The 22,674-nt window shown below is 65.7% G+C and carries 21 protein-coding genes; 8 read left to right on the top strand and 13 right to left on the bottom strand.

Annotation, left to right across the window (positions count from 1 at the left end; all coding sequences use genetic code 11):
* Window positions 1–13 precede the first annotated feature (13 nt).
* Together AC07WC_RS11615 and glmS are read right to left on the bottom strand one after the other, a co-directional pair.
* Complete coding sequence (locus AC07WC_RS11615) at window positions 14–445, bottom strand: CBS domain-containing protein (protein WP_495210121.1); 432 nt, start codon at window positions 443–445, stop codon at window positions 14–16.
* Window positions 446–826: 381 nt separating this feature from the next.
* Window positions 827–2,668: a glutamine--fructose-6-phosphate transaminase (isomerizing) gene (gene glmS, locus AC07WC_RS11610; RefSeq protein WP_495210120.1), complete on the bottom strand. Its 1,842-nt coding sequence runs from the start codon at window positions 2,666–2,668 to the stop codon at window positions 827–829.
* Between the two features lie 203 nt (window positions 2,669–2,871).
* On the opposite strand from glmS, the gene AC07WC_RS11605 reads away from it, so the two are divergent.
* The 7 genes from AC07WC_RS11605 to AC07WC_RS11575 all read left to right on the top strand — a co-directional run bounded on the left by AC07WC_RS11605 (window position 2,872) and on the right by AC07WC_RS11575 (window position 10,610).
* Window positions 2,872–4,137 carry an efflux RND transporter periplasmic adaptor subunit gene (locus AC07WC_RS11605; protein WP_495210119.1) on the top strand — a complete coding sequence of 422 codons (1,266 nt, stop codon included), beginning with the start codon at window positions 2,872–2,874 and terminating at the stop codon, window positions 4,135–4,137.
* A 43-nt stretch (window positions 4,138–4,180) separates the two neighbouring features.
* Window positions 4,181–4,900, top strand: a complete 720-nt coding sequence (locus AC07WC_RS11600) for an ABC transporter ATP-binding protein (protein ID WP_495210118.1) — start codon at window positions 4,181–4,183, stop codon at window positions 4,898–4,900.
* Between the two features lie 8 nt (window positions 4,901–4,908).
* On the top strand, window positions 4,909–6,210 hold the full coding sequence (locus tag AC07WC_RS11595) for an ABC transporter permease (protein ID WP_481500139.1): 1,302 nt from the start codon (window positions 4,909–4,911) through the stop codon (window positions 6,208–6,210).
* Window positions 6,211–6,226: 16 nt separating this feature from the next.
* Window positions 6,227–7,447 carry an ABC transporter permease gene (locus AC07WC_RS11590; RefSeq protein ID WP_495210117.1) on the top strand — a complete coding sequence of 407 codons (1,221 nt, stop codon included), beginning with the start codon at window positions 6,227–6,229 and terminating at the stop codon, window positions 7,445–7,447.
* Window position 7,448: 1 nt separating this feature from the next.
* The gene (locus AC07WC_RS11585; protein WP_495210116.1) at window positions 7,449–7,838 is read left to right on the top strand and encodes a PDZ domain-containing protein; all 390 of its coding nucleotides are present in this window, start codon (window positions 7,449–7,451) and stop codon (window positions 7,836–7,838) included.
* Window positions 7,839–7,917: 79 nt separating this feature from the next.
* Complete coding sequence (locus tag AC07WC_RS11580) at window positions 7,918–9,261, top strand: sigma-54-dependent transcriptional regulator (protein ID WP_495210115.1); 1,344 nt, start codon at window positions 7,918–7,920, stop codon at window positions 9,259–9,261.
* Window positions 9,258–10,610: a sensor histidine kinase gene (locus tag AC07WC_RS11575; protein WP_495210114.1), complete on the top strand. Its 1,353-nt coding sequence runs from the start codon at window positions 9,258–9,260 to the stop codon at window positions 10,608–10,610. Before AC07WC_RS11580 ends, AC07WC_RS11575 begins: the two co-directional genes overlap by 4 nt.
* A gap of 64 nt (window positions 10,611–10,674) precedes the next feature.
* On the opposite strand, the gene glmU is transcribed toward AC07WC_RS11575, so the two are convergent.
* From glmU to AC07WC_RS11525, 10 genes are all read right to left on the bottom strand, one after another.
* Window positions 10,675–12,039, bottom strand: coding sequence for a bifunctional UDP-N-acetylglucosamine diphosphorylase/glucosamine-1-phosphate N-acetyltransferase GlmU (gene glmU / locus AC07WC_RS11570; RefSeq protein WP_495210113.1), 1,365 nt, complete (start codon window positions 12,037–12,039; stop codon window positions 10,675–10,677).
* Between the two features lie 164 nt (window positions 12,040–12,203).
* On the bottom strand, window positions 12,204–12,626 hold the full coding sequence (locus AC07WC_RS11565; protein ID WP_019183637.1) for a F0F1 ATP synthase subunit epsilon: 423 nt from the start codon (window positions 12,624–12,626) through the stop codon (window positions 12,204–12,206).
* Window positions 12,627–12,741: 115 nt separating this feature from the next.
* Window positions 12,742–14,148: a F0F1 ATP synthase subunit beta gene (atpD, locus tag AC07WC_RS11560; RefSeq protein WP_495210112.1), complete on the bottom strand. Its 1,407-nt coding sequence runs from the start codon at window positions 14,146–14,148 to the stop codon at window positions 12,742–12,744.
* A 37-nt stretch (window positions 14,149–14,185) separates the two neighbouring features.
* A complete protein-coding gene (gene atpG, locus AC07WC_RS11555; RefSeq protein ID WP_019183635.1) occupies window positions 14,186–15,049 on the bottom strand; it encodes a F0F1 ATP synthase subunit gamma in 864 nt (287 codons plus the stop codon).
* Window positions 15,050–15,131: 82 nt separating this feature from the next.
* Complete coding sequence (gene atpA / locus AC07WC_RS11550) at window positions 15,132–16,679, bottom strand: F0F1 ATP synthase subunit alpha (RefSeq protein ID WP_019183634.1); 1,548 nt, start codon at window positions 16,677–16,679, stop codon at window positions 15,132–15,134.
* A gap of 44 nt (window positions 16,680–16,723) precedes the next feature.
* Window positions 16,724–17,251 (bottom strand): F0F1 ATP synthase subunit delta, encoded by a 528-nt coding sequence (locus tag AC07WC_RS11545; protein WP_019183633.1) that lies wholly within the window; start codon window positions 17,249–17,251, stop codon window positions 16,724–16,726.
* A gap of 3 nt (window positions 17,252–17,254) precedes the next feature.
* Window positions 17,255–17,725 carry a F0F1 ATP synthase subunit B gene (locus tag AC07WC_RS11540; RefSeq protein WP_019183632.1) on the bottom strand — a complete coding sequence of 157 codons (471 nt, stop codon included), beginning with the start codon at window positions 17,723–17,725 and terminating at the stop codon, window positions 17,255–17,257.
* Between the two features lie 111 nt (window positions 17,726–17,836).
* Complete coding sequence (gene atpE, locus AC07WC_RS11535) at window positions 17,837–18,139, bottom strand: F0F1 ATP synthase subunit C (protein ID WP_017354883.1); 303 nt, start codon at window positions 18,137–18,139, stop codon at window positions 17,837–17,839.
* A 66-nt stretch (window positions 18,140–18,205) separates the two neighbouring features.
* On the bottom strand, window positions 18,206–19,000 hold the full coding sequence (gene atpB, locus AC07WC_RS11530; protein WP_046273137.1) for a F0F1 ATP synthase subunit A: 795 nt from the start codon (window positions 18,998–19,000) through the stop codon (window positions 18,206–18,208).
* Window positions 19,001–19,031: 31 nt separating this feature from the next.
* Entirely contained in the window at window positions 19,032–19,400 is a 369-nt protein-coding gene (locus tag AC07WC_RS11525) for a hypothetical protein (protein WP_026069845.1), read from the bottom strand.
* Window positions 19,401–19,903: 503 nt separating this feature from the next.
* Here AC07WC_RS11525 and AC07WC_RS11520 point away from each other — a divergent pair.
* Window positions 19,904–20,722 (top strand): hypothetical protein, encoded by an 819-nt coding sequence (locus AC07WC_RS11520; protein ID WP_495210111.1) that lies wholly within the window; start codon window positions 19,904–19,906, stop codon window positions 20,720–20,722.
* 129 nt (window positions 20,723–20,851) lie between these two features.
* Here the strand turns inward: AC07WC_RS11520 and lpdA are convergent, their stop codons facing one another.
* Window positions 20,852–22,663: a dihydrolipoyl dehydrogenase gene (gene lpdA / locus AC07WC_RS11515; protein WP_495210110.1), complete on the bottom strand. Its 1,812-nt coding sequence runs from the start codon at window positions 22,661–22,663 to the stop codon at window positions 20,852–20,854.
* Window positions 22,664–22,674: the final 11 nt, after the last annotated feature.

Here is a 22,674-nt window from a genome sequence, read left to right as displayed (position 1 = left end):
CTATGGCGCTATCTCAGTGCGCTGCCATGTAGATGTCCTGCAGCACGGCCTTTTCCAGCTCCAGCTCGCTGAGCAGATTCTTGACGATGTCGCCCAGGCTCAGGATCCCGACCAGCGTGCTGCCTTCGGTCACCATCAGGTGGCGATGGCGGGAGTACGTCATCAGCGCCATCGCCTGCTTGAGCGTCGCATCCGGACCGATGCCTTCCAGCCCGGCCGACGGCAGGCTGGAAATGACGCGCCGGCCGGCCTGCGGGCCATCTTCGGCAAGGCTGCGCACGATGTCCTTCTCGGACACGATCCTTACCGGCACATCGTCCTTCATCACCACGAGGGCGGCGATCTTGTGCGCGCTCATCTTGTGGGCGGCGGCACCGATGGTGTCTTCCACATCGATGGTGACGATGGCTTCTTTCTTGGACTGCAGGAGTTCGCGGACGTTCATTCTTGTTTCCTGTTACAGGTTACTGAAGTCGAGAGGTGCGCCTGGTTGCAGCGAGGTCGGTGGCGTGCCACGCGGTCCTCGGTCACTCGATTCTACGACCGCACCCTGGGCCAGGAGTTTGCAAATCTGGGACGGTTCGTCGTGGAAAGCAGTGGACGACCCTGAGAATGGCACCGCGACTAAAACCGTTGCTGAATGCCGCCGCGGGCCGAGACTAAAGTTCCGTTGGCAGTGGCCGGGCAGCACCCCACGGGGACCGGGTATCGATCCGGCGCGACGTGCAGCCGGCCATGGCGTGGTCCTGCCGGCGGACCCATGAAAAAAGGGTGGCCCAGCTGGGCCACCCTTGCATGCATCAGCGCCACGGCGCAGGCCGACGCCTCACTCCACCGTCACGCTCTTGGCCAGGTTGCGCGGCTTGTCCACGTCTGTCCCGCGGGCCAATGCGGTGTGGTACGCCAGCAGCTGCACCGGCAGGGTATGCACGATCGGGCTGAGCACGCCGGCGTGGCGCGGGGTACGGATCACGTGCACGCCTTCGGACTCGACGAAGTTGCTGTCCTGGTCGGCGAACACGAACAGCTCACCGCCACGGGCGCGCACTTCCTGCATGTTGGATTTGACCTTCTCCAGCAGGCTGTCGTTCGGCGCGATCACCACCACCGGCATGTCTTCATCCACCAGCGCCAGCGGGCCGTGCTTGAGCTCACCGGCCGGGTATGCCTCGGCGTGGATATAGGTGATCTCCTTGAGCTTGAGCGCGCCTTCCAGCGCGATCGGGTAATGCAGGCCACGGCCCAGGAACAGTGCGCTGCTCTTGCGTGCGAAGCGCTCGGCCCATGCGGCGATCTGCGGCTCCATGTTGAGCGCGTGCTGCACGCTGCCCGGCAGGAAGCGCAGCTGCTCCAGGTAGTCCGCTTCCTGCGCGGCGTCGATGCGGCCATGCAGCTTGCCCAGCACCACGGTGAGCTGGAACAACGCCGCCAGCTGGGTGGTGAAGGCCTTGGTCGAAGCGACGCCGATCTCGGCACCGGCGCGGGTGTAGCAGACCAGTTCGCTGGCGCGCGGAATCGCGCTCTCGGGCACGTTGCAGATTGAGAGCGTATGCAGATGGCCGAGCGACTTGGCGTACTTGAGCGCTTCCATAGTATCCAGCGTTTCGCCGGACTGGGAAATGGTGACGATCAGGTGCTTGGGATTGGCGTAGGCAGCGCGGTATCGGTATTCGCTGGCAATCTCCACGCTGCACGGCAGGCCGGCGATGGATTCGATCCAGTAGCGCGCGGTCAGGCCCGCGTAGTAGCTGGTGCCGCATGCAAGGATCTGCACACCTTCGATGCCCGACAGCACGGCCTCGGCGTTCTTGCCGAACAGCGTGGCCGGGAAGCCGCCGGCGTCGATCGCCGCTTCGATGGTGTCACCCAGCGCGCGCGGCTGCTCGTGGATTTCCTTCTGCATGAAGTGGCGGTACGGACCCAGCTCCAGCGAGGCCAGCGACACATCGGACAGGTGCACGTCGCGCACGATCGGCTGGTCATGCTCGTCGTAGACCTGCACGCTGTCGCAGCGGATGTCGGCGGTGTCGCCCTCTTCCAGGAAGATCACCTTGCGGGTGGCCTGGATGATCGCCGAGACGTCGGAGGCGACGAAGTTCTCGCCCTCGCCCACGCCGACCAGCAGCGGGCAGCCCATGCGGGCGCAGACGAAGTGGTCCGGCTCGGCACGGCTCATCACTGCCAGCGCATAGGCACCGGTCAGTTCCTTGACCGTGCGCTGCAGCGCGGCCAACAGGCTGTCGCCCTGCTTGAGCTGATGGTGCATCAGGTGCGCGATCACTTCGGTGTCGGTCTGCGACTCGAAGGTATAGCCCAGCGCGCGCAGTTTCTCGCGCTGCTCTTCATGGTTCTCGATGATGCCGTTGTGGACCAGCGCCACGCCGTGGCTGATGTGCGGATGCGCATTGGCCTCGGTCACCCCGCCATGGGTGGCCCAGCGGGTGTGGCCGATGCCGAGCAGCGACTGGAAGCCCTCGCTTGCGGCCGCCTTCTCCATCTCGGCCACGCGGCCGGTACGGCGCACGCGACGGACCTGCGACGCCGGCGCGGAGGTATCGATCACGGCAATGCCGGACGAGTCGTAGCCCCGGTATTCCAGTCGCTTCAAGCCTTCGATGAGTACCGGTACCACGTCGCGATGCGCGATCGCTCCCACAATGCCGCACATAGATTCTGATCCCTGCTGGTAAGCCCCGCATTCTAGCGTGGCGGCCGCAGCGGCTTGGTCGCTGTCCGCTTAACGAAAGTGTCCGGTCAGGTGTCCGCGGACAGGTGGACACCCTGCCATTTCTGCAAGCCCTTGTTTTCAAAGGGCTAAAAATTGGCACGGAGTCTGCTTGGTACTTCGCAACCCAACCGCGAACGAACCCGATGATCCGCGACACTTCCGCCCAGGACCAGACCCTTTCCTCCCACGCCGCGCCCGCCCCGTGGAAGCGCTGGCTGTGGCCGGCGGTTGCCGCCCTGGTGGTGCTGGTGGCGATCGGCTTCGCTGCCCGCGCCTGGCTGGGGGCGAGCCGCTCCTACGACAGCGCCCGCGTGCGCATCGCCGAGGTCACCCGTGGCGACATGGTCCGCGACATCGCCGCCGACGGCCGTGTGATCGCGGCCAACAACCCGGTGCTGTATGCGATCTCCGCCGGCAACGTGAACCTCAAGGTCGTCGCCGGCGACGTGGTCAAGCAGGGCCAGGAACTGGCCGTGATCGACAGCCCCGAGCTGCGCAGCAAGCTGGCCCAGGAACAGGCCACGCTGGCCGGCCTGCAGGCCGAGGCGAGCCGCGCGACGCTGGACGCGACCCTGGCCCGCGCCACCGCCCAGAAGGACACCGACCAGGCCGTGATCGAGCGCCAGGCCGCGGTGCGCGATCTGGAGCGCTACAAGCGCGGCTTCGATGGCGGCGCGGTGCCGCAGGTGGACGTGGCCAAGGCCGAAGACACCGTCAAGAAGAGCGACATCCAACTCGAGCACGCCCGCAAGGACGCCATGCTCAAGGCCCAGGGCGCCGATCTGGATGCGCGCAACAAGCGCCTGCTGGCCGACCGCCAGCGCGCAGTGGTCACTGAAGTGGAACGCCAGGTCGATGCCCTGACCCTGCGTGCGCCGTTCGATGGCCAGGTCGGCCAGGTGCAGGCCACCCAGCACACCAACGTGGTCGCCAATGCACCGATCCTGGGCGTGGTCGACCTGTCGCGCTTCGAGATCGAGATCAAGGTGCCGGAGAGCTTCGCCCGCGAGCTGTCGATCGGCATACCCGCGCAACTGACCGGTGGCAGCGGCCAGTTCGCCGGCGAGATTTCCGCTGTCTCCCCGGAGGTGGTCGCCGGCGAGGTCAACGCCCGCATCCGCTTCGCCGACAAGCAGCCGCAAGGCCTGCGCCAGAGCCAGCGCATGCAGGCACGCGTGCTGCTTGATACCCGCCGCAACGCGCTCAAGATCGAGCGCGGCCCGTTCGTCGAACAGGGCAACGGCTATGCCTACGTGATGGACGGCAGCCATGCCGTCCGCCGCCCGGTCAAGCTCGGTGTGAGCAGCCTGGGTGAAGTGGAAATCCTCTCTGGCCTGCAGCCCGGCGATCGCGTCGTGGTGTCCGGCAGCGATCTGTTCGGCGATGCCGAGCGCGTGTCCATCAACTGATCCACTCCCTTTCGATCTTCTCGACCCTCAAAGGAAAACAGCCATGCTTGAAATGCGCTCGGTCGCCAAAGTCTTCCGCACCGAACAGGTGGAAACCCATGCCCTGCGATCGCTGGACCTGCATGTCCGCGAAGGTGAGTTCGTCGCCGTGACCGGCCCGTCCGGTTCGGGCAAGACCACCTTCCTCAACATCGCCGGCCTGTTGGAAACCTTCACCAGCGGCACCTACCTGCTCGATGGCCAGGATGTCAGCCAGCTTGGCGATGACGCCCGCAGCCGCCTGCGCAACCAGAAGATCGGCTTCATCTTCCAGGGCTTCAACCTGATCTCCGACCTCAACCTGTTCGACAACGTCGATGTGCCGCTGCGCTACCGCGGCATGCCGGCGGCGGAGCGCAAGCAGCGCATCGAACATGCGCTGGCCCAGGTGGGCCTGGGCTCGCGCATGAAGCACTACCCGGCGGAGCTGTCGGGCGGCCAGCAGCAGCGCGCCGCGATCGCGCGTGCGCTTGCGGGCAGCCCCCGCCTGCTGCTGGCCGACGAACCGACCGGCAACCTGGACAGCCAGATGGCCCGCGGTGTGATGGAGCTGCTGGAGGAAATCAATGCCAAGGGCACCACCATCGTGATGGTGACCCACGATCCGGAACTGGCCGCGCGCGCCAAGCGCAACGTGCACATCGTCGACGGCCAGGCCACCGACCTGGTGCGCGAACCGGTGCTGGCCACCCCGCGCCCCGCGATCGCCACCGTCAACGACTGAGGCCTGCCATGTTCGCCTACTACTTCCGACTGGCCCTGCGCAGCTTCCGGCGCAACAAGGTGCTGACCGCGCTGATGGTGATCGCCATCGCGCTGGGCATCGGTGCGTCGATGACCACCCTTACCGTGTTCCATGTGCTGTCCGGCGACCCGATCCCGCAGAAGAGTGATCGCCTGTTCGCCGTGCAGGTCGACCCGCGGCCGATGCTGGGCTACCAGCCCGGCGAAGAGCCGGAAGACCAGATGACCCGCTTCGATGCCGAGGCCCTGCTGCGCGAAAAGCACGCCAAGCGCCAGGCGGTCATGACCGGTGGCGGCGTCACCGTCGAGTCGGACAAGGCCTCGTTGCGGCCCTTCGACACCGACGCACGCTACACCTCCACCGACTTCTTCCCGATGTTCGACACACCCTTCCTGTACGGCCGCGCCTGGCCGACCAGCGATGACGAAGGACGCGCGCGGGTCGCGGTGATTTCGCGCACGCTCAACCAGAAGCTGTTCGACGGTGCCGACAGCGTCGGCAAGCCGCTGCGCATGGACGGCCACGTGTTCACCGTGGTCGGCGTGCTCGACGAGTGGAGCCCGAACCCGCACTTCTACGACCTGGAGACCGGCCGCTACGGTGGCAGCGAAGACGTCTACCTGCCGTTCGCCACGGCCACGGACCTCAAGCTGGGCCGCAACGGCAACATGAACTGCTGGGGCAACAGCAACGGCGAAGAAACCGCCGTCAACGCGCCCTGCACCTGGCTGCAGTACTGGGTGGAACTGCCTTCGCCCGCCGACGCGGCCACCTACCGCGCCTACCTGGACAACTACTCGGCCCAGCAGAAGGCCGCCGGTCGTTTCCAGCGTCCGGCCAACGTGCGGCTGCGCAATGTCATGGAGTGGCTGGACTACAAGCAGGTGGTGCCCAGCGATGTGCGCCTGCAGCTGTGGCTGGCGATGGGCTTCCTGCTGGTCTGCCTGATCAACACCGTGGGCCTGCTGCTGGCCAAGTTCCTGCGTCGCAGTGGCGAGATCGGCGTACGTCGTGCACTGGGCGCCAGCCGCGGACAGATCTTCCTGCAGTCGTTGGTTGAAGCCGGCACCGTCGGCCTGGCCGGTGGCGTGCTGGGACTCGGCCTGGCCCTGGTCGGCCTGTATGCGGTCCGCCAGCAGCCGGTGGAGTACGCCAAGCTGGCCACGCTGGACGGGCAGATGTTGTTGCTCACCTTCGGCCTGACCCTGGTGGCCAGCCTGCTGGCCGGCTTCCTGCCCGCGCTGCGCGCGATGCAGGTTGCGCCCGCCATCCAACTCAAATCGCAGTAAGGCACCGGAGCACATCATGGATATCCGTCCCATCCTGTCCACCCTGCGCCGGCACAAGACGGCCGCAGCGTTGATCGTGCTGGAGATCGCGCTCACCTGCGCCATCGTCTGCAACGCGCTGTTCCTGATCGGGCAGCGCATCGACACCATCATCCAGCCCAGCGGCATCGCCGAGAACGAACTGGTGGAAGTGCGTCTGGGCGGCATCGGCAAGCAGGTCAACGTTGAAGCCCGTACCCGCGAAGACCTGGCCGCGCTGCGCGGACTTCCCGGGGTGAAGAGCGCGGTGGCGATCAACCAGCTGCCGTTCCGCCGCAACTCCTGGAACACCAGCCTGTCGCGTGTTCCCGACCAGGAGCGTCCCACCTTGAACGCGGCCCAGTTCTTCGCCCGCGAAGGTACGCTGGACACGCTGGGCGTCGAGTTGATCGCCGGCAGCGACTTCCAGCCCGGCGAGTACCGCGAGTACGACGAGGTCGCCAGCGACCCCGACTCTGAAACCAAGGGCAGTTCGGTGATCCTGACCAAGTCCGCCGCCGACAAGCTCTTCCCCGACGGCGATGCGCTGGGCAAGACGGTGTACAGCGGCCGCATGCCGCTGCGGGTGACCGGCGTGGTCAAGGTGCTGGGCCGCCCCAGCCAGGTAGAGGGCAACACGCAGCACTCGATGCTGCTGCCGATCCGCATGTCCTACGACATGGGCTTCTACCTGATCCGGGTCACCGACCCGTCGCGCCGCGATGAAGTGATCAAGGCCGCGGTGGCCGCACTGGAACGCGTGGATTCCAGCCGTCTGGTGCGGGCCAAGGTTACCTACGAGGAGACCCGCAACAAACACTTCGCCAATGACCGCGCGATGGTCGGCCTGCTGATCACCGTGTGCGTGGCCTTGCTGGTGGTCACCGCGCTGGGCATCGTCGGCCTGGCCAGCTTCTGGGTGCAGCAGCGCACCAAGCAGATCGGCATCCGCCGTGCACTGGGCGCCACGCGCGGGCAGATCCTGCGTTACTTCCAGACCGAGAACTTCCTGCTGGCCACGGTGGGCATCGTGCTGGGCATGTTGATGGCCTACACCATCAACCTGTGGCTGATGAACACCTACGAGCTGCCACGCATGCCCATCAGCTACCTGCCGATCGGCGCGGCGCTGCTGTGGCTGCTGGGCCAGATCGCGGTGTTCGGCCCGGCCCGACGCGCCGCCGCCGTGGCGCCGGCCATCGCCACCCGGAGTGCCTGACATGCGCCTCCAGACCACTCCCCTGGCACTGTGCCTGCTGCTGGCCAGCGCCCCGGCGCTGTCGGCCACCCACCGCGAGTCGTCGCGCCTGGACTGGCGCGAGGACGGCCATCACCTGGCACTGGATGCCGAACAAAGCGTGGTGCGCGTGCGCAACGCCACGCCGGCCGGCCATTTCGGCGTGCGTGCCGGCGACCGTGTGCTGCGGGTGGGCACGCAGCCGGTGCGCAGCGTGGAGGACCTGACCACCGCGCTGGGCCGCAGCGGCCCGGGCACGGTGCCGGTCACCGTGCAGCGCGATGGCCGCGAGCAGACCGTGCAGGTGGCCACTGCCGCGTGGCATGGGGTGCTGCCCCCGCCGCCCCCTGCACCGCCGCCGCCACGGCGGTAGCCGGGACGGCGCCGGCGGCCCTGCCCGCCGGCGCCCTGCTCCGGTACTCTCTGTCCTTCTCCCGGTTCCCTGTCGACGCATGCCTTCGATCCTGATCATTGATGACAACGCCAGCGTCGGCACCGCACTGGAAGTGCTGTTCTCGCTGCACGATATCGACGCACTGCACGCGCTGTCGCCCGAGGCCGGACTGGCGCTGCTGGAGCAACAACCGGTGGACCTGGTGATCCAGGACATGAACTTCACCGAAGACACCACCTCCGGCGAGGAAGGCGAAGCGCTGTTCCAGCAGATCCGCTCCCGCCACCCCGACCTGCCGGTGATCCTGCTGACCGCCTGGACCCACCTCAGCAGCGCGGTGGACCTGGTGCGTGCCGGCGCGGCCGACTACCTGGCCAAGCCGTGGGACGACCGCAAGCTGCTGGTCACGGTGAACAACCTGCTGGAGCTCTCCGAAACGCGCCACGAGCTGGACCGCCGGCGCGACCGCGAGCAGCGCGACCGCACAGCGCTGGAAGCACGCTACGACCTGCGCGGCGCCGTGGTCGCCGATCCGGCCAGCGAGCGGGTGGTGAACCTGGCCTGCCAGGTGGCGCGCTCGGCGCTGCCGGTGTTGATCACCGGTCCCAACGGCGCCGGCAAGGAAAAGATCGCCGAGATCATCCAGGCCAATTCGCTGGTGGCCAAGGGTCCGTTCGTGGCACTCAACTGCGGCGCCATTCCCGCCGAGCTGATCGAAGCCGAACTGTTCGGCAGCGAGGCCGGTGCCTACACCGGCGCCAACAAGGCCCGTGAAGGCAAATTCGAGGCCGCCGATGGCGGCACGCTGTTCCTGGACGAGATCGGCAACCTGTCGCTGGGCGGGCAGATGAAGCTGCTGCGCGTGCTGGAAACCGGGCGCTTCGAGCGCCTGGGCTCCAACCGCGAACGCCAGGTCAAGGTGCGCGTGGTCAGTGCCACCAATGCCGACCTGCCTGCAATGATCCGCGACGGCAGCTTCCGCGAAGACCTGTACTACCGGCTCAATACCGTTGAACTGGCGCTGCCGCCGCTGGCCGAGCGCCCGGGCGACATCCTGCCGCTGGCCGAACGGTTCCTCAGTGGCGACAAGGCGCTCTCCAGTGCGGCCGCCACGGCGCTGCAGCGTCACCCATGGCCGGGCAACGTGCGCGAGCTGCGCAACGTCATCCAGCGCGCCGAACTGCTGGCCCAAGGCACCCGCATCGACGTGGCCGACCTCAACCTGCCGCGCGCGCCGGTCGCGACCCGCCCGACCGCACCCAGCGCCGATCCGGATCGCAGCCGGATCGAAGCGGCGCTGGCGCACAACCACGGCATCATCGCCCAGGCGGCCGCCGAGCTGGGCCTGAGCCGCCAGGCGCTGTACCGGCGCATGGATCGCCACGGCATCCCGCGCGAATGACACGCCGCTCCTTCACCTTCCGGCTGTTCCTGCGCCTGCTGCCGGTGCTGGCGCTGGCCGCTGCCTTTCCCTGGTACCTGGCGTTCTGGCTGGACCATGGCTGGGCGGTCAGCATGGTGTCGATCATCGTGCTGCTGTCGGTGATGTGGTTCAGCCTGCGCCGCGCCACCGCGCCGGTGCGGTCGCTGCTGCGTGCGTTGTCGGGCACCACCAGCAGCTACCGCGACGGCGAATACAATTTCTCGGTGTACTGGCCGGGCAACGACGAACTGGGCGACCTGGTACAGGCGCATCGCGAACTCGGCGACGTGCTGCGCGAACAGCGCCAGGGGCTGGTGCAGCGGGAACTGCTGCTGGACACCATGGTGCAGAACACGCCGGTATCGATGCTGCTGCTGGCCAACGGCGGTGACGGCATCCAGCGCGTGGTGTTCTCCAACCTGGCCGCGCGCAAGCTGCTGCACAACGGCTGGAAGCTGGAAGGCCAGCGCATGCAGGACGTGCTGGAAACCATGCCGGTGGAGTTGCGCGATGCGATCGTGCGCGGCGGCGACAGCCTGTTCGCGGTCCGCCAGGACGACAGCGACGATGAAGAAGACGAGCAGGTGTATCACCTGTCGCGGCGCAACTTCCACCTCAACGGCCGTCCGCACGACCTGCTGCTGATCCGCCTGCTGACCGCCGAGCTGCGCCGCCAGGAAGTGCAGACCTGGAAGAAGGTGATCCGGGTGATCAGCCACGAGTTGAACAATTCCCTCGCGCCGATCGCCTCGCTGGCGCACTCCGGCGGTGAGTTGGTCCGGCGTGGCAAGACCGAGCGGCTGGAAGAGGTGTTCGGCACGATCGAGGAACGCGCACGCCATCTGGAAGGCTTCATCCGGGGCTATGCACGCTTCGCCAAGCTGCCGCAGCCGCAGCTGCAGACCGTGCAGTGGAACCTGTTCCTGGGCGGCCTGCAGCACCAGATCCCGTTCCGCATGGCCGAGCTGCCCGACGACCTGCAGAGCCGGGTGGACATCGCCCAGCTCGGGCAGGCGTTGCTGAACCTGCTCAAGAATGCGCATGAAGCCTGCAGTGAGGCCGAGCCGCCGAACGACGATGTCGAGGTCAGGCTGACCCGCCTGCCGCAATGGCTGCGGCTGGAGGTCCTGGATCGCGGCAGGGGCATGAACGAGGCGGTGCTGCAGAACGCACTGATGCCGTTCTACTCGACCAAGCGCAACGGCACCGGGTTGGGGCTTGCGCTCACCCGCGAGATCGTCGAAGCGCACGGCGGCCGCATTTCCCTGCAGAACCGCCGCGAAGGTGGGCTGTGCGTGGCCGTGTTCCTGCCGGCCGACGCGCGGTAGCGCCGGCCGCTGGCCGGCACCGTCGTGGGCCCGGGATCGCCTGGTTGCCGGCCAGCGGCCGGCACTACTTTTTGGTCGGGCGCTTCCAGCCGTCGATGGTTTCCTGGCGCGCACGCGCGACAGTGAGCTTGTCCGCCGGGGCAGCGCGGGTGATCACCGAGCCGGCGGCGATGGTGGCGCCCTCACCGATCACGACCGGGGCGACCAGCGAACTGTTGGAGCCGATGAAGGCACGGTCGCCGATGGTGGTCTGCGACTTGTTCACGCCGTCGTAGTTGCAGGTGATGGTGCCCGCACCGATGTTGACCTTGCTGCCGATCACCGCGTCACCCAGATAGGTGAGGTGGTTGGCCTTGCTGCCGGCACCGAGCACGACCTTCTTGGTCTCGACGAAATTGCCGACGTGCGAGCCTTCCGCGAGTACGGTGCCCGGGCGCAGACGCGCGAACGGACCGATGTCCGCCGCGCCTTCGCTGATCACGCCGTCCAGGTCGCAGTGCGGCTTGACCACGGTGCCCGCGGCCAGGGTGACGTCCTTGAGCCGGGTGAACGCACCGATGCTCACACCGTCGCCCAGCACCACGCGCCCTTCCAGGATCACGTTGACATCGATCTGCACGTCACTGCCGACGGTGACCGAGCCACGGATGTCCAGCCGTGCCGGATCGAGCACGCGTGCGCCCTGCGCGCACAGTGCCCGCGCCTCACGCAGCTGCCAGGCGCGTTCGAGCTGCGCCAGCTGCCACGGGTCGTTGGCACCTTCGGCGTCCTGCGGATCCTGCACGAAGGCCATCTCGGCCGGGGTGTAATCGCTCGCGGCCGCGGCAAAAATGTCGGTCAGGTAATACTCGCCCTGCGCGTTGGCATTGGAGAGTTGGGACAACCAGCGACGCAGGGCGGTCGATTCGGCCGTGATGATGCCGGTGTTGATGGTACGGATGCTGCGCTGCTCGTCGCTTGCATCCTTCTGTTCCACGATCGCGCCCACCTTGCCCTCGGCATTGCGCACGATCCGCCCATAGCCGGTCGGGTCGGCCACCTCGGCCACCAGCACGGCCAGGCGGCCCGGCTGCGACAGCAGGTGGCGCAACGTCTCGCCACGGATCAGCGGCACGTCGCCGTACAGCACCAGCACGGTCGCCGCATCGGGCACCTCCGGCATCGCCTGCAGTACGGCGTGGCCGGTGCCCAGCTGCTGGCTCTGCTCGGCCCAGCGCAGATCCGGCTGGTCGGCGAACGCCTGTCGCACTGCCTCGCCGCCATGGCCGTAGACCACGTGGATCGCTTCGGGCTGCAACTGGCGCGCGGTGTCGATGACATGGGCGAGCATCGGGCGGCCGGCGATGGGCTGCAGCACTTTCGGCAGGGCCGACTTCATGCGCTTGCCGGCACCGGCGGCCAGGATGATCACGTGCAGGGGCTGGGTCATGGGCAGATCACGTTCCGGGAATCGTTGAGGGGAATTCTAGTGCGACGCTCGTTAACATGTGGGATTGTCCGCAGCCGCCACCGCCATGGCTGGAAGGCAGGCAAAAAAAAACGCCGGCAAGCCGGCGTCTTCCCTTCGCGGATGGCGCCGTCGCGCCGCCCCGCTCAGTGCTTGAGGTTCTTGCGCAGGCGCTCCAGCGCCTGCAGCTGGGCGGACACTTCCGCCAGGCGCTGCTGCGCTTCGGCCACTTCCATTGCTTCACCACGGTTGGCCAGGATGCGCTCGGCTTCTTCCTTGGCCTTGCGGACCGAGGCTTCGTCGATGTCCTGGGCACGGATCGCGGTGTCGGCCAGCACGGTCACGACCTGCGGCTGCACTTCGAGAATGCCGCCGGAGATGGCGAAGTCGATCTGCTCGCCACTCGGCGTGGTCACCACCACCTTGCCCGGCTTCAGGCGGGTGATCAGCGGGGCGTGCTTGGGCGCGATGCCCAGCTCACCCAGCTCACCGGTGGCCACGACCAGGGTCGCCTCACCACGGAAGATTTCCTGCTCGGCGCTGACGATGTCGCAACGGATGGTGCTCATGAAACTCTTCTCGCTTTAGGGCGGGCTCGCGCCCACCGCAGGATGTCCTCAGCGGTGGGCATGCGCCCACCCCGTGTGACGGGTCGGGACGGGCATGCCGCCCGTCCCCGCCGCATCAGGCCTTTTCAGCCATCTTCTTGGCCTTCTCGACCGCTTCTTCGATGCTGCCGACCATGTAGAACGCCTGTTCCGGCAGGTGGTCGTATTCGCCATCGACGATGGCCTTGAAGCCACGGATGGTGTCCTTCAGCGACACGTACTTGCCCGGCGAGCCGGTGAACACTTCGGCCACGTGGAACGGCTGGCTGAAGAAGCGCTCGATCTTGCGGGCGCGGGTCACGGCCTGCTTGTCTTCTTCGGACAGTTCGTCCATGCCCAGGATCGCGATGATGTCCTTCAGTTCCTTGTACTTCTGCAAGGTCTGCTGGACGCGCTGGGCGGTGTCGTAATGCTCGTTGCCGATCACCAGCGGGTCCATCTGGCGGCTGGTCGAGTCGAGCGGATCCACGGCCGGGTAGATACCCAGCGAGGCGATCGAACGCGACAGGGTCACGGTCGAATCCAGGTGGGCGAACGTGGTGGCCGGCGACGGATCGGTCAAGTCATCGGCGGGCACGTAGACGGCCTGGATCGAGGTGATCGAGCCATTCTTGGTCGAGGTGATGCGTTCCTGCAGGACGCCCATTTCCTCGGCCAGGGTCGGCTGGTAACCCACCGCCGACGGCATGCGACCCAGCAGTGCCGACACTTCGGTACCGGCCAGGGTGTAGCGGTAGATGTTGTCGACGAACAGCAGCACGTCCTTGCCCTTGCCGTTATCGTCCTTCTCATCGCGGAAGTACTCGGCCATGGTCAGGCCGGTCAGGGCGACGCGCAGACGGTTGCCCGGCGGCTCGTTCATCTGGCCGTACACCATCGCGACCTTGTCCAGGACGTTGGAGTCCTTCATCTCGTGGTAGAAGTCGTTGCCCTCGCGGGTACGCTCGCCCACGCCGGCGAACACGGACAGACCGCTGTGCGCCTTGGCGATGTTGTTGATCAGTTCCATCATGTTGACGGTCTTGCCGACGCCGGCGCCGCCGAACAGGCCGACCTTGCCGCCCTTGGCGAACGGGCACATCAGGTCGATGACCTTGATGCCGGTTTCCAGCAGCTCGGTAGCCGGGGACTGGTCTTCGTACGACGGCGCCGAACGATGGATTTCCCAGGTATCACTGGCAGCCACCGGACCGGCTTCGTCGATCGGGCGACCGAGCACGTCCATGATGCGGCCCAGCGTGCCCGCGCCGACCGGCACCGAGATGGCGCGTTCGGTGTTGGTGGCGACCAGGTTGCGCTTCAGGCCGTCGGTGGAGCCCAGCGCGATGCAACGGACCACGCCGTCGCCCAGCTGCTGCTGCACTTCCAGCGTGATTTCGGTGTTGTCCACCTTCAGCGCGTGGTACACCTTCGGCACCGACTCGCGGGGGAATTCGACGTCGACGACGGCGCCGATGATCTGAACGATCTTGCCCTGACTCATTGCTGCAATCCTCTAATGTGTGCTTTGACTGTGCGCGTCAGACTGCTGCCGCGCCGCCGACGATTTCGGAGATTTCCTGGGTGATCGCTGCCTGGCGCGCCTTGTTGTAGACGAGCTGCAGGGTGCCGATCAGCTTGTTCGCGTTGTCACTGGCCGACTTCATCGCGACCATGCGGGCTGCATGCTCGGACGCGACGTTTTCCAGCACGGCCTGGTACACCAGCGACTCGACGTAACGCGTCATCACGTGCTCGAGCACGGTCGCGGCGTCGGGTTCGTACAGGTAGTCCCAGTCGTGATGCGCGACCTGCTTCTCAGCCGCCGGCAACGGCAGCAGCTGGTCGAAGCTGGCCTTCTGCGTCATCGTGTTGATGAAGCGGTTGTAGACCAGGTACACGCGGTCGACCTTGCCTTCGGTGAACGCATCCAGCATCACCTTGATCACGCCGATCAGCTGTTCCAGGTGCGGCACATCGCCCATGTGGGTGACGGTGCCGACCATGTTGACCTTGACGCGACGGAAGAAGGTCGAGGCCTTCTGGCCGACGGTGACCACGTCGATCTCGGCGCCCTTGTCCTGCCACTGGCGAACTTCGCCCAGCATCTTGCGGAACAGGTTGTTGTTCAGGCCGCCCGCCAGACCGCGGTCGGAAGAGACCACGATGTAACCGACGCGCTTGACCTCGTCACGCTGGACCAGGAACGGATGCTGGTAATCGGTGCTGGCCTGGGCCAGGTGGCCGATCACCTGCTTCATCGCCTGCGCATACGGACGCGACGTCTTCATCCGCTCCTGCGCCTTGCGGATTTTGGAGGCCGAGACCATTTCGAGCGCACGCGTCACCTTGCGGGTGTTCTGCACGCTCTTGATCTTGGTTTTGATTTCGCGTCCGCTTGCCATCTCTTCTTCCCGTAGAGCGGGGCTCTGCCCCGCTGCCATTCAACGGTGAAGCGAGGCCATCAGGCCCCGCCACACATGCGGCTTACCAGCTGCCGGTGGTCTTGAACTCGGTGATGCCCTTCTTGAAGGCAGCTTCGATGTCATTGTCCCAGCCGCCGGTCGCGTTGATCTTGCTGATCAGCTCGCCCTGGGTATTGGCGAAGTGCGCATGCAGACCTTCTTCCAGCGCCAGCAGCTTGTTGACCGGCACGTCGTCGAGGTAACCCTCGTTGACGGCGTAGATCGACAGCGCCTGGTTGGCGATGGACATCGGGGCGTACTGCTTCTGCTTCATCAGCTCGGTGACGCGCTGACCGCGCTCGAGCTGCTTGCGGGTGGCTTCGTCCAGGTCCGAGGCGAACTGCGCGAACGCCGCCAGCTCACGGTACTGCGCCAGCGAGATACGGATGCCGCCGGACAGCTTCTTGATGATCTTGGTCTGGGCCGCACCACCGACGCGCGACACCGAGATACCGGCGTTCACGGCCGGGCGGATGCCCGAGTTGAACAGATCGGTTTCCAGGAAGATCTGGCCGTCGGTGATCGAGATCACGTTGGTCGGCACGAAGGCCGAGACGTCACCGGCCTGGGTTTCGATGATCGGCAGCGCGGTGAGCGAGCCGGTCTTGCCCTTGACGGCACCGTCGGTGAACTTTTCCACATACTCTTCGGACACGCGGGCAGCGCGCTCGAGCAGGCGGGAGTGCAGGTAGAACACGTCACCCGGGTAGGCTTCACGGCCCGGCGGACGCTTCAGCAGCAGCGAGATCTGGCGGTAGGCGACGGCCTGCTTGGACAGATCGTCGTACACGATCAGCGCGTCTTCGCCGCGGTCCATGAAGTACTCACCCATGGTGCAGCCCGAGTAGGCGCTGATGTACTGCATTGCAGCCGATTCGGATGCGGTCGCGGCAACCACCACGGTGTGCGCCAGGGCGCCGTTCTCTTCCAGCTTGCGCACGATGTTGGCCACGGTCGAGGCCTTCTGGCCGATCGCAACGTACACGCACTTGATGCCGGTTTCTTTCTGGTTGATCACCGCATCGATGGCCAGCGCGGTCTTGCCGGTCTGGCGGTCACCGATGACCAGCTCGCGCTGGCCGCGGCCGATCGGGATCATCGAGTCGACAGACTTGTAACCGGTCTGCACCGGCTGGTCGACCGACTTGCGCCAGATCACGCCCGGAGCAACGCGCTCCACCGGCGCGGTGGCCTTGGCAGCGATCGGACCCTTGCCGTCGATCGGCTCGCCGAGCGCGTTCACGACGCGGCCCAGCATTTCCGGACCGACCGGCACTTCCAGGATGCGACCGGTGGTCTTGGCGACGTCGCCTTCGCGCAGGTGCTCATAGCCACCCAGGACCACGGCGCCGACCGAGTCGCGCTCCAGGTTCAGGGCCAGGGCGAAGGTGTTGTTCGGCAGTTCGATCATTTCGCCCTGCATCACGTCGGCCAGACCGAAGATGCGCACGATGCCGTCGGACACGCTGGTCACGGTGCCTTCGTTGCGCGATTCCGCGGCCAGCTTGACCTTCTCGATGCGGTTCTTGATCAGTTCGCTGATTTCGGAGGGGTTGAGCGTGGTTGCCATCGTCAAGTCCTAGTGCCGGCGGTCACGCCGGACGTTAAATGAATTCAGTTAGCGAGCGCGGTCTGCAGGCGCGACAGCTTGCCCTTGAGCGAGCCATCGATGACCACATCGCCGGCATCGATCACGGCACCGCCGATCAGCGACGCATCGACCGCGGTCGTCACGTCCACCTCGCGGCCGAAGCGCTTGCGCAGCGCGGCCTTGATGGCGTCCAGTTCGGCGCCGGACAGTTCGGTGGCCGAGGTCACCGTGGCCTTGACCACGTGTTCGGCTTCGGCGCGCAGCTGGTCGTACATGCCGGCGATTTCCGGCAGCAGCGGCAGACGGTGCGCATCGGCCAGGATGGCCAGGAAGCGACCGAAGGTCTCGCTGGACGATTCCGGCACCAGCATCGCGACGGCATCGTCGCGGTCCAGTTCCGGGTTCGACAGCAAGGCCGCCACGCGCGGGTCGGCAGCTACGTGGGCGGAGAACGCAAGCGCGTCCGACCACGGCGCGAACGTGCCTTCGTCGCGCGCGGTCGCGAACGCGGCGCGGGCATACGGGCGTGCAAGCGTGAGGGCCTGGCTCATCGATCAGATCTCCGAGGCCAGCTCGTCGAGCAGCGCCTTGTGGGCGTTGGCGTCGATTTCGCGCTTGAGCAGCTTTTCGGCACCGCTCACGGCCAGTGCGGACACCTGCTTGCGCAGATCTTCACGGGCACGGTTGGCGGCAGCTTCGATCTCGGCGTGGGCCAGGTCTTTCTGGCGGTTGGCTTCGACGATGGCTTCATTCTTGGCGGCATCAACGATCTGGTTGGCGCGTGCGTGGGCCTGATCGATGATCTCGTTGGCCTTGGTGCGCGCATCCTTCAGTGCATCGTTGACCTTTTCCTGCGCCTGGGCCAGATCCTTCTGGCTGCGGTCGGCAGCGGCGAGGCCTTCAGCGATCTTCTGCTGGCGCTCTTCGATGGCGTTCATCAACGGCGGCCAGATCTTGGTCGCGATGATCCAGATCAGACCGGCAAACGCCAGTCCCTGGGCAACGAGGGTAAAACCGATATCCATGGGGTTCGCTCAATCGGGGGTGACGGGGTGGATGGGCCGCCTTGGCGGCGCATCCGATCCTTCATCCGCGATCAGGCGCACATGGCGCCTGATCGTTTCGCTGTTGCTGGATTAACCAGCAACCTGCGGCAGGCGTGCAACGAACTCGCCGATCATCGGGTTGGCGAAGGCCAACAGCAGGCCGACGGCGACCGAGATGATGAACGCGGCGTCGATCAGGCCGGCGGTGATGAACATGCGGACCTGCAGAACCGGAATCAGTTCCGGCTGACGGGCAGCCGATTCCAGGAACTTACCGGCCATGATGGCCAGACCGAGACCGGCACCCAGCGCGGCCAGGCCGATCATGATGCCGACGGCGAGGACGGTGGAGCTCTGGACTTGGGCGAGGTTGGTCAGGACGGCGAAGTACATGGTTTTCTCCTGGAACTTTGAATAACTAAGGGTTTAGAAACAAACGGATGAAGGGTGAAGCGAAACTCAGTGAGCGTCTTCCGACAGGCTCAGGTACACGATGGACAACATCATGAAGATGAACGCCTGCAGCGGAATCACCAGCAGGTGGAACAGCATCCAGCCCAGGCCGAACGCACCGCCTGCGATGGCACCGGCGATACCCGCACCGCCCAGCACCCAGATCAGCAGGAAGACGATCTCACCGCCGAACATGTTGCCGAACAGTCGCATCGCCAGCGAAATCGGCTTGCTCAGCCATTCGACGATGTTGAGGATCAGGTTGAACGGCATCATCCACTTGCCGAACGGCGCGGTCAGGAATTCCTTGGTGAAACCACCCAGGCCCTTGGAACGCAGCGCGAAGAACAGCATCAGGAAGAACACGCTGATCGACATGCCCAGGGTGGCATTGACGTCGGCGGTGGGGACCGGCTTCCAGTAGGGCACGCCGAGGGCTTCCAGCGGCATGGCGATGAAGTCGGCCGGGATCATCTTGATGAGATTCATCATGAGGATCCAGAAGAACAGGGTGATCGCGATCGGGGTCACCAGCTTGCTGGTGCCGTGGTAGGTGTCCTTGGCCTGGCGGTCAACGAACTCCAGGCAGATCTCGACGAACGCCTGCCACTTGCCCGGGACGCCGGCGGTGGCCTTGCGGGTTGCCATCCAGAAGCCGAACACCATCAACAGGCCCATCAGGACCGAAGTCACGATGGTGTCGACGTGGATCGCCCAGAAACCACCTTCCTGCATATGGAACGTCAGGTTGTGCAGGTGATGTTGGATGTAGGAGGTGGGTGTCAGCGCCTCGCCTGCCATGTGTCCGGAACCTTGAGTTAAATAAATTGGATCAGCGCCTGGCCAGAGCCAGGACCTGGAACATCAATCCGACGGCGATGCCGGCCAGCAGCGCCAATGCAGGCAGCTTGAAGACCAGGAACCCCACCATCAGGACGCCGAATACGAGCACCCACTTTGCCACGACCGCCAGGATCAGGCGGGTCATCGCAGACCCTGCGGCCTGCACCCCACCTCCCAGCGCCATCCGTGCGGCCACCCAGCCGGCCGCCGAAACCGCCACGCCGGAGAGCAACGCCCCCAGGGCTGCCTTCGGGCCACCCCACAGCAGCAGGGCCAGAGCCAGGACAGCCACTGCAACGAGCGGGTAAACCGCTGCGCGCAGCATCAGTCGCCGACCCGCGTCAACGGAGTTCAGCACGTGAATGTCCTGCATGGTTGTGAGTAGGAAAGGCCGAGGCCGCAAGCCAGCGCCTCGTCGAGCCGCCAAATTATAGCAATGGGACAATTTGAGAGACAACCGCTGCCTGTTCATCCCGGATGTAAGCCCGCCGTTGGAGGCTCTTGGCAACCTGTTCCACCACCGGGCCAATCGCTTTGCGCAAAGGCGCCTGCGATGCGGCGGTGCAACATATTGAACTTTGGTCGCACCACCCGGTCAGATCCAGCAGCCTGCCGTTGAATCCTCGTCGGCGTCCTGCGCGCAGGCCAGTACGGGGTGGCCCCGAAGCCCTCTCCGGGGCCACCCTTTTTTTGCGGGAACACCCGCAACGCGGTTTCGCCCTGCGGCCGGCCAACGCACCGCCATGCGGTGCGCTCAAGCGCATGAACGGTACACACAGCGTCCACCATACCTTCACGAATGGTGGACGTCGCAGTGGGCAATGTGACGGCACATCACTAGAACCACCGCAAGGACCCCCGATGCGCCCGATGCTCTCCCTGCTTGCCGTGCCAGTCGCCCTGGCCGCACTTTCCTACGCCGCTCCGTCCCACGCTGCCGAAGGCGATGACCGCTTCGCCCTGCGCCTGGGTGCGATGCAGATCGATTCGGACAACACGATCCGCGGCAACACCAACATCGCTGGCCAGGATGTGGGCTTCTCCGAAGATTTCGGCCTCGGTGGCAAGGAATGGGAGCCGCGCGTGGACGGCATGTTCCGCATCAGCAACCGCCAGCGCCTGCTGTTCAACTACTTCAAGTACGACAAGGATCGCCGCGAGACCCTCGATGAGGGCGTGAGCTTCGGCGATACCAACGTGCCGGCCGGCAGCTTCATCAAGGGTGAGTTGAAGTACCAGGTCGCCAGCCTGGTGTACGACTACTCGGTGGTGGACACCGACAAGTTCGACCTCGGCCTGCAGCTGGGTGCCGAGTACGCCAAGGTCAGCACCAAGGCTTACGCGGACGTTGGTGATCTGTACCAGGGCGAATTCCTCGACGAGAAGGCCGACGGTGTCGCGCCGGTGGTCGGTGCGCGCCTGAGCTTCACCCCGTCGGAGAAGTGGATGATCACCTTCCAGGGCCAGTACCTGAACACCAAGTGGGGCAACTTCGACGATTACGACGGCGACCTGAGCCGTGCCAATGCGATCGTCGATTACCGCTTCACCAAGAACTTCGGCGTGTTCGCCGGCTACGACTGGTTCAAGCTGGACGTGGACCAGAGCGGCAGCGATGGCACCATCGGCCTGAAGCAGGAGTTCAAGGGTCCGGTGGCAGGCGTCAGCTTCGTCTTCTAAGCCCTTCGCAACACCGCTCGCCAAGCGCGGCCTCCGGGACATCGGGGCCGCGTTTTCAACGAAAAACCCCGGCTTCCGCCGGGGTTTTTTGTTACACCGGGGTCACCCCACATGGGGGTAACCCGCCGATTACTTCTTCTTCGGCATGTACAGATCGGTGATCGTGCCGTCGTAGATTTCCGCGGCCATCGCCACCGACTCGCTCAGCGTCGGATGGGCGTGGATGGTGTGGCCGATGTCCTCGGCCTCCGCGCCCATTTCGATCGCCAGGCCGATCTCGGCCAGCAGATCACCCGCATGCACGCCGACGATCGCACCACCGATGATGCGGTGGGTCTCTTCATCGAAGATCAGCTTGGTGAAGCCCTCGGTACGACCGATGCCGATCGCGCGGCCGCTGGCGGCCCACGGGAACTTGGCCACGCCGACCTTCAGACCCTTGGCCTTCGCTTCGGTTTCGGTCACGCCGACCCACGCGATTTCCGGATTGGTGTAGGCCACCGACGGAATCACGCGCGCCACCCACTCCTTCTTCTCGCCGGCAGCCACTTCCGCGGCCAGCTTGCCCTCGTGCGTGGCCTTGTGGGCCAGCATCGGATTGCCGACGATGTCGCCGATCGCAAAGATGTGCGGCACGTTGGTGCGCATCTGGCGGTCAGCGGGAATGAAGCCACGGTCGGTGACCTGCACGCCGGCCTTCTCGGCATCGATCTTCCTGCCGTTCGGCGAGCGACCCACGGCGACCAGCACGCGGTCGAAGGTGGTTGCTTCCAGACCGGGCTTTTCGCCTTCCACGGCGGCTTCGAAGGACACGGTGATGCCGGCCTTGTCGGCCTTGACGTCGGTCGCCTTGGTCTTCAGGTGCACCACGATGCCCTGCTTCTTCAGGCGGTCGGCCAGCGGCTTGACCAGGTCCTTGTCGGCGCCCGGCATCAGCTGGTCCATGAACTCGACCACGGTCACTTCACTGCCCAGCGCGCCGTATACGGTCGCCATTTCCAGGCCGATGATGCCACCACCGACCACCAGCAGCTTGCCCGGCACCTCGGCCAGTTCCAGCGCATCGGTGGAGTCCATGACGCGCTTGTCGTCCCACGGGAAGTTCGGCAGCTTCACCGCCTGCGAACCGGCCGCGATGATGCACTGCTCGAAGCGTAGCAGCTGGGTCTTGCCGTCGTCGCCGACGATCTCCAGCTCGTTGGCCGAGACGAACCTGGCCAGGCCCTGCACGGTGCGCACCTTGCGCTGCTTGGCCATGCCGGCCAGGCCCTTGGTCAGCTGGGTGACCACCTTTTCCTTGTAGCCGCGCAGCTTGTCCAGGGTGATGGTCGGCTTGCCGAACTCGACGCCGAAGTCACCGGCGTGGGCGACTTCATCGATCACCGCAGCCGCATGCAGCAGTGCCTTGGACGGAATGCAGCCCACGTTGAGGCAGACGCCGCCGAGGCTGGCGTAACGTTCCACCAGCACGGTATCCACGCCCAGATCGGCTGAACGGAAGGCGGCGGTGTAGCCGCCGGGGCCTGCGCCGAGCACTACCATCTTGCATTCGATGTCGGCCGGCTTGCCCGAAGACAGCGCCGGCTGCGGCGCGGCCGGTTCGGCCGGGGCGCGGTGCGACGGGGTCACCGGCGGCTTGCTGGCCGGCGCGTCGGCCTTCGGCGCTTCCGCCTTGGCCGGGGCAGCCGGCGCGGCGGCCTCACCTTCAGCCTCCAGCAGCAGCACGACGTCGCCTTCGGAGAGGTTGTCGCCGAGCTTGACCTTGATTTCCTTGACCACGCCAGCGGCCGACGAGGGCACTTCCAGCGTGGCCTTGTCCGATTCCAGCGTGACCAGGCCCTGGTCCTTCTTCACCGTGTCACCCACGGCGACCAGCAGTTCGATCACCGGGACACCGCTGTAATCGCCGATGTCGGGAACCTTGATTTCAATTGCGGCCATTCGTGTTCTCC

The organism is Stenotrophomonas sp. GW821-FHT01H02A (assembly GCF_059422145.1).
Note: the sequence above shows the minus strand (reverse complement) of the source record. Positions and strands in the feature narration are given on the sequence as shown.

Bases quoted from the DNA above. Each gene is read 5' to 3' on its own strand.
- AC07WC_RS11615 (WP_495210121.1), bottom strand. From the start codon at position 445: ATGAACGTCCGCGAACTCCTGCAGTCCAAGAAAGAAGCCATCGTCACC.
- glmS (WP_495210120.1), bottom strand. From the start codon at position 2,668: ATGTGCGGCATTGTGGGAGCGATCGCGCATCGCGACGTGGTACCGGTA.
- AC07WC_RS11605 (WP_495210119.1), top strand. From the start codon at position 2,872: ATGATCCGCGACACTTCCGCCCAGGACCAGACCCTTTCCTCCCACGCC.
- AC07WC_RS11600 (WP_495210118.1), top strand. From the start codon at position 4,181: ATGCTTGAAATGCGCTCGGTCGCCAAAGTCTTCCGCACCGAACAGGTG.
- AC07WC_RS11595 (WP_481500139.1), top strand. From the start codon at position 4,909: ATGTTCGCCTACTACTTCCGACTGGCCCTGCGCAGCTTCCGGCGCAAC.
- AC07WC_RS11590 (WP_495210117.1), top strand. From the start codon at position 6,227: ATGGATATCCGTCCCATCCTGTCCACCCTGCGCCGGCACAAGACGGCC.
- AC07WC_RS11585 (WP_495210116.1), top strand. From the start codon at position 7,449: ATGCGCCTCCAGACCACTCCCCTGGCACTGTGCCTGCTGCTGGCCAGC.
- AC07WC_RS11580 (WP_495210115.1), top strand. From the start codon at position 7,918: ATGCCTTCGATCCTGATCATTGATGACAACGCCAGCGTCGGCACCGCA.
- AC07WC_RS11575 (WP_495210114.1), top strand. From the start codon at position 9,258: ATGACACGCCGCTCCTTCACCTTCCGGCTGTTCCTGCGCCTGCTGCCG.
- glmU (WP_495210113.1), bottom strand. From the start codon at position 12,039: ATGACCCAGCCCCTGCACGTGATCATCCTGGCCGCCGGTGCCGGCAAG.
- AC07WC_RS11565 (WP_019183637.1), bottom strand. From the start codon at position 12,626: ATGAGCACCATCCGTTGCGACATCGTCAGCGCCGAGCAGGAAATCTTC.
- atpD (WP_495210112.1), bottom strand. From the start codon at position 14,148: ATGAGTCAGGGCAAGATCGTTCAGATCATCGGCGCCGTCGTCGACGTC.
- atpG (WP_019183635.1), bottom strand. From the start codon at position 15,049: ATGGCAAGCGGACGCGAAATCAAAACCAAGATCAAGAGCGTGCAGAAC.
- atpA (WP_019183634.1), bottom strand. From the start codon at position 16,679: ATGGCAACCACGCTCAACCCCTCCGAAATCAGCGAACTGATCAAGAAC.
- AC07WC_RS11545 (WP_019183633.1), bottom strand. From the start codon at position 17,251: ATGAGCCAGGCCCTCACGCTTGCACGCCCGTATGCCCGCGCCGCGTTC.
- AC07WC_RS11540 (WP_019183632.1), bottom strand. From the start codon at position 17,725: ATGGATATCGGTTTTACCCTCGTTGCCCAGGGACTGGCGTTTGCCGGT.
- atpE (WP_017354883.1), bottom strand. From the start codon at position 18,139: ATGTACTTCGCCGTCCTGACCAACCTCGCCCAAGTCCAGAGCTCCACC.
- atpB (WP_046273137.1), bottom strand. From the start codon at position 19,000: ATGGCAGGCGAGGCGCTGACACCCACCTCCTACATCCAACATCACCTG.
- AC07WC_RS11520 (WP_495210111.1), top strand. From the start codon at position 19,904: ATGCGCCCGATGCTCTCCCTGCTTGCCGTGCCAGTCGCCCTGGCCGCA.
- lpdA (WP_495210110.1), bottom strand. From the start codon at position 22,663: ATGGCCGCAATTGAAATCAAGGTTCCCGACATCGGCGATTACAGCGGT.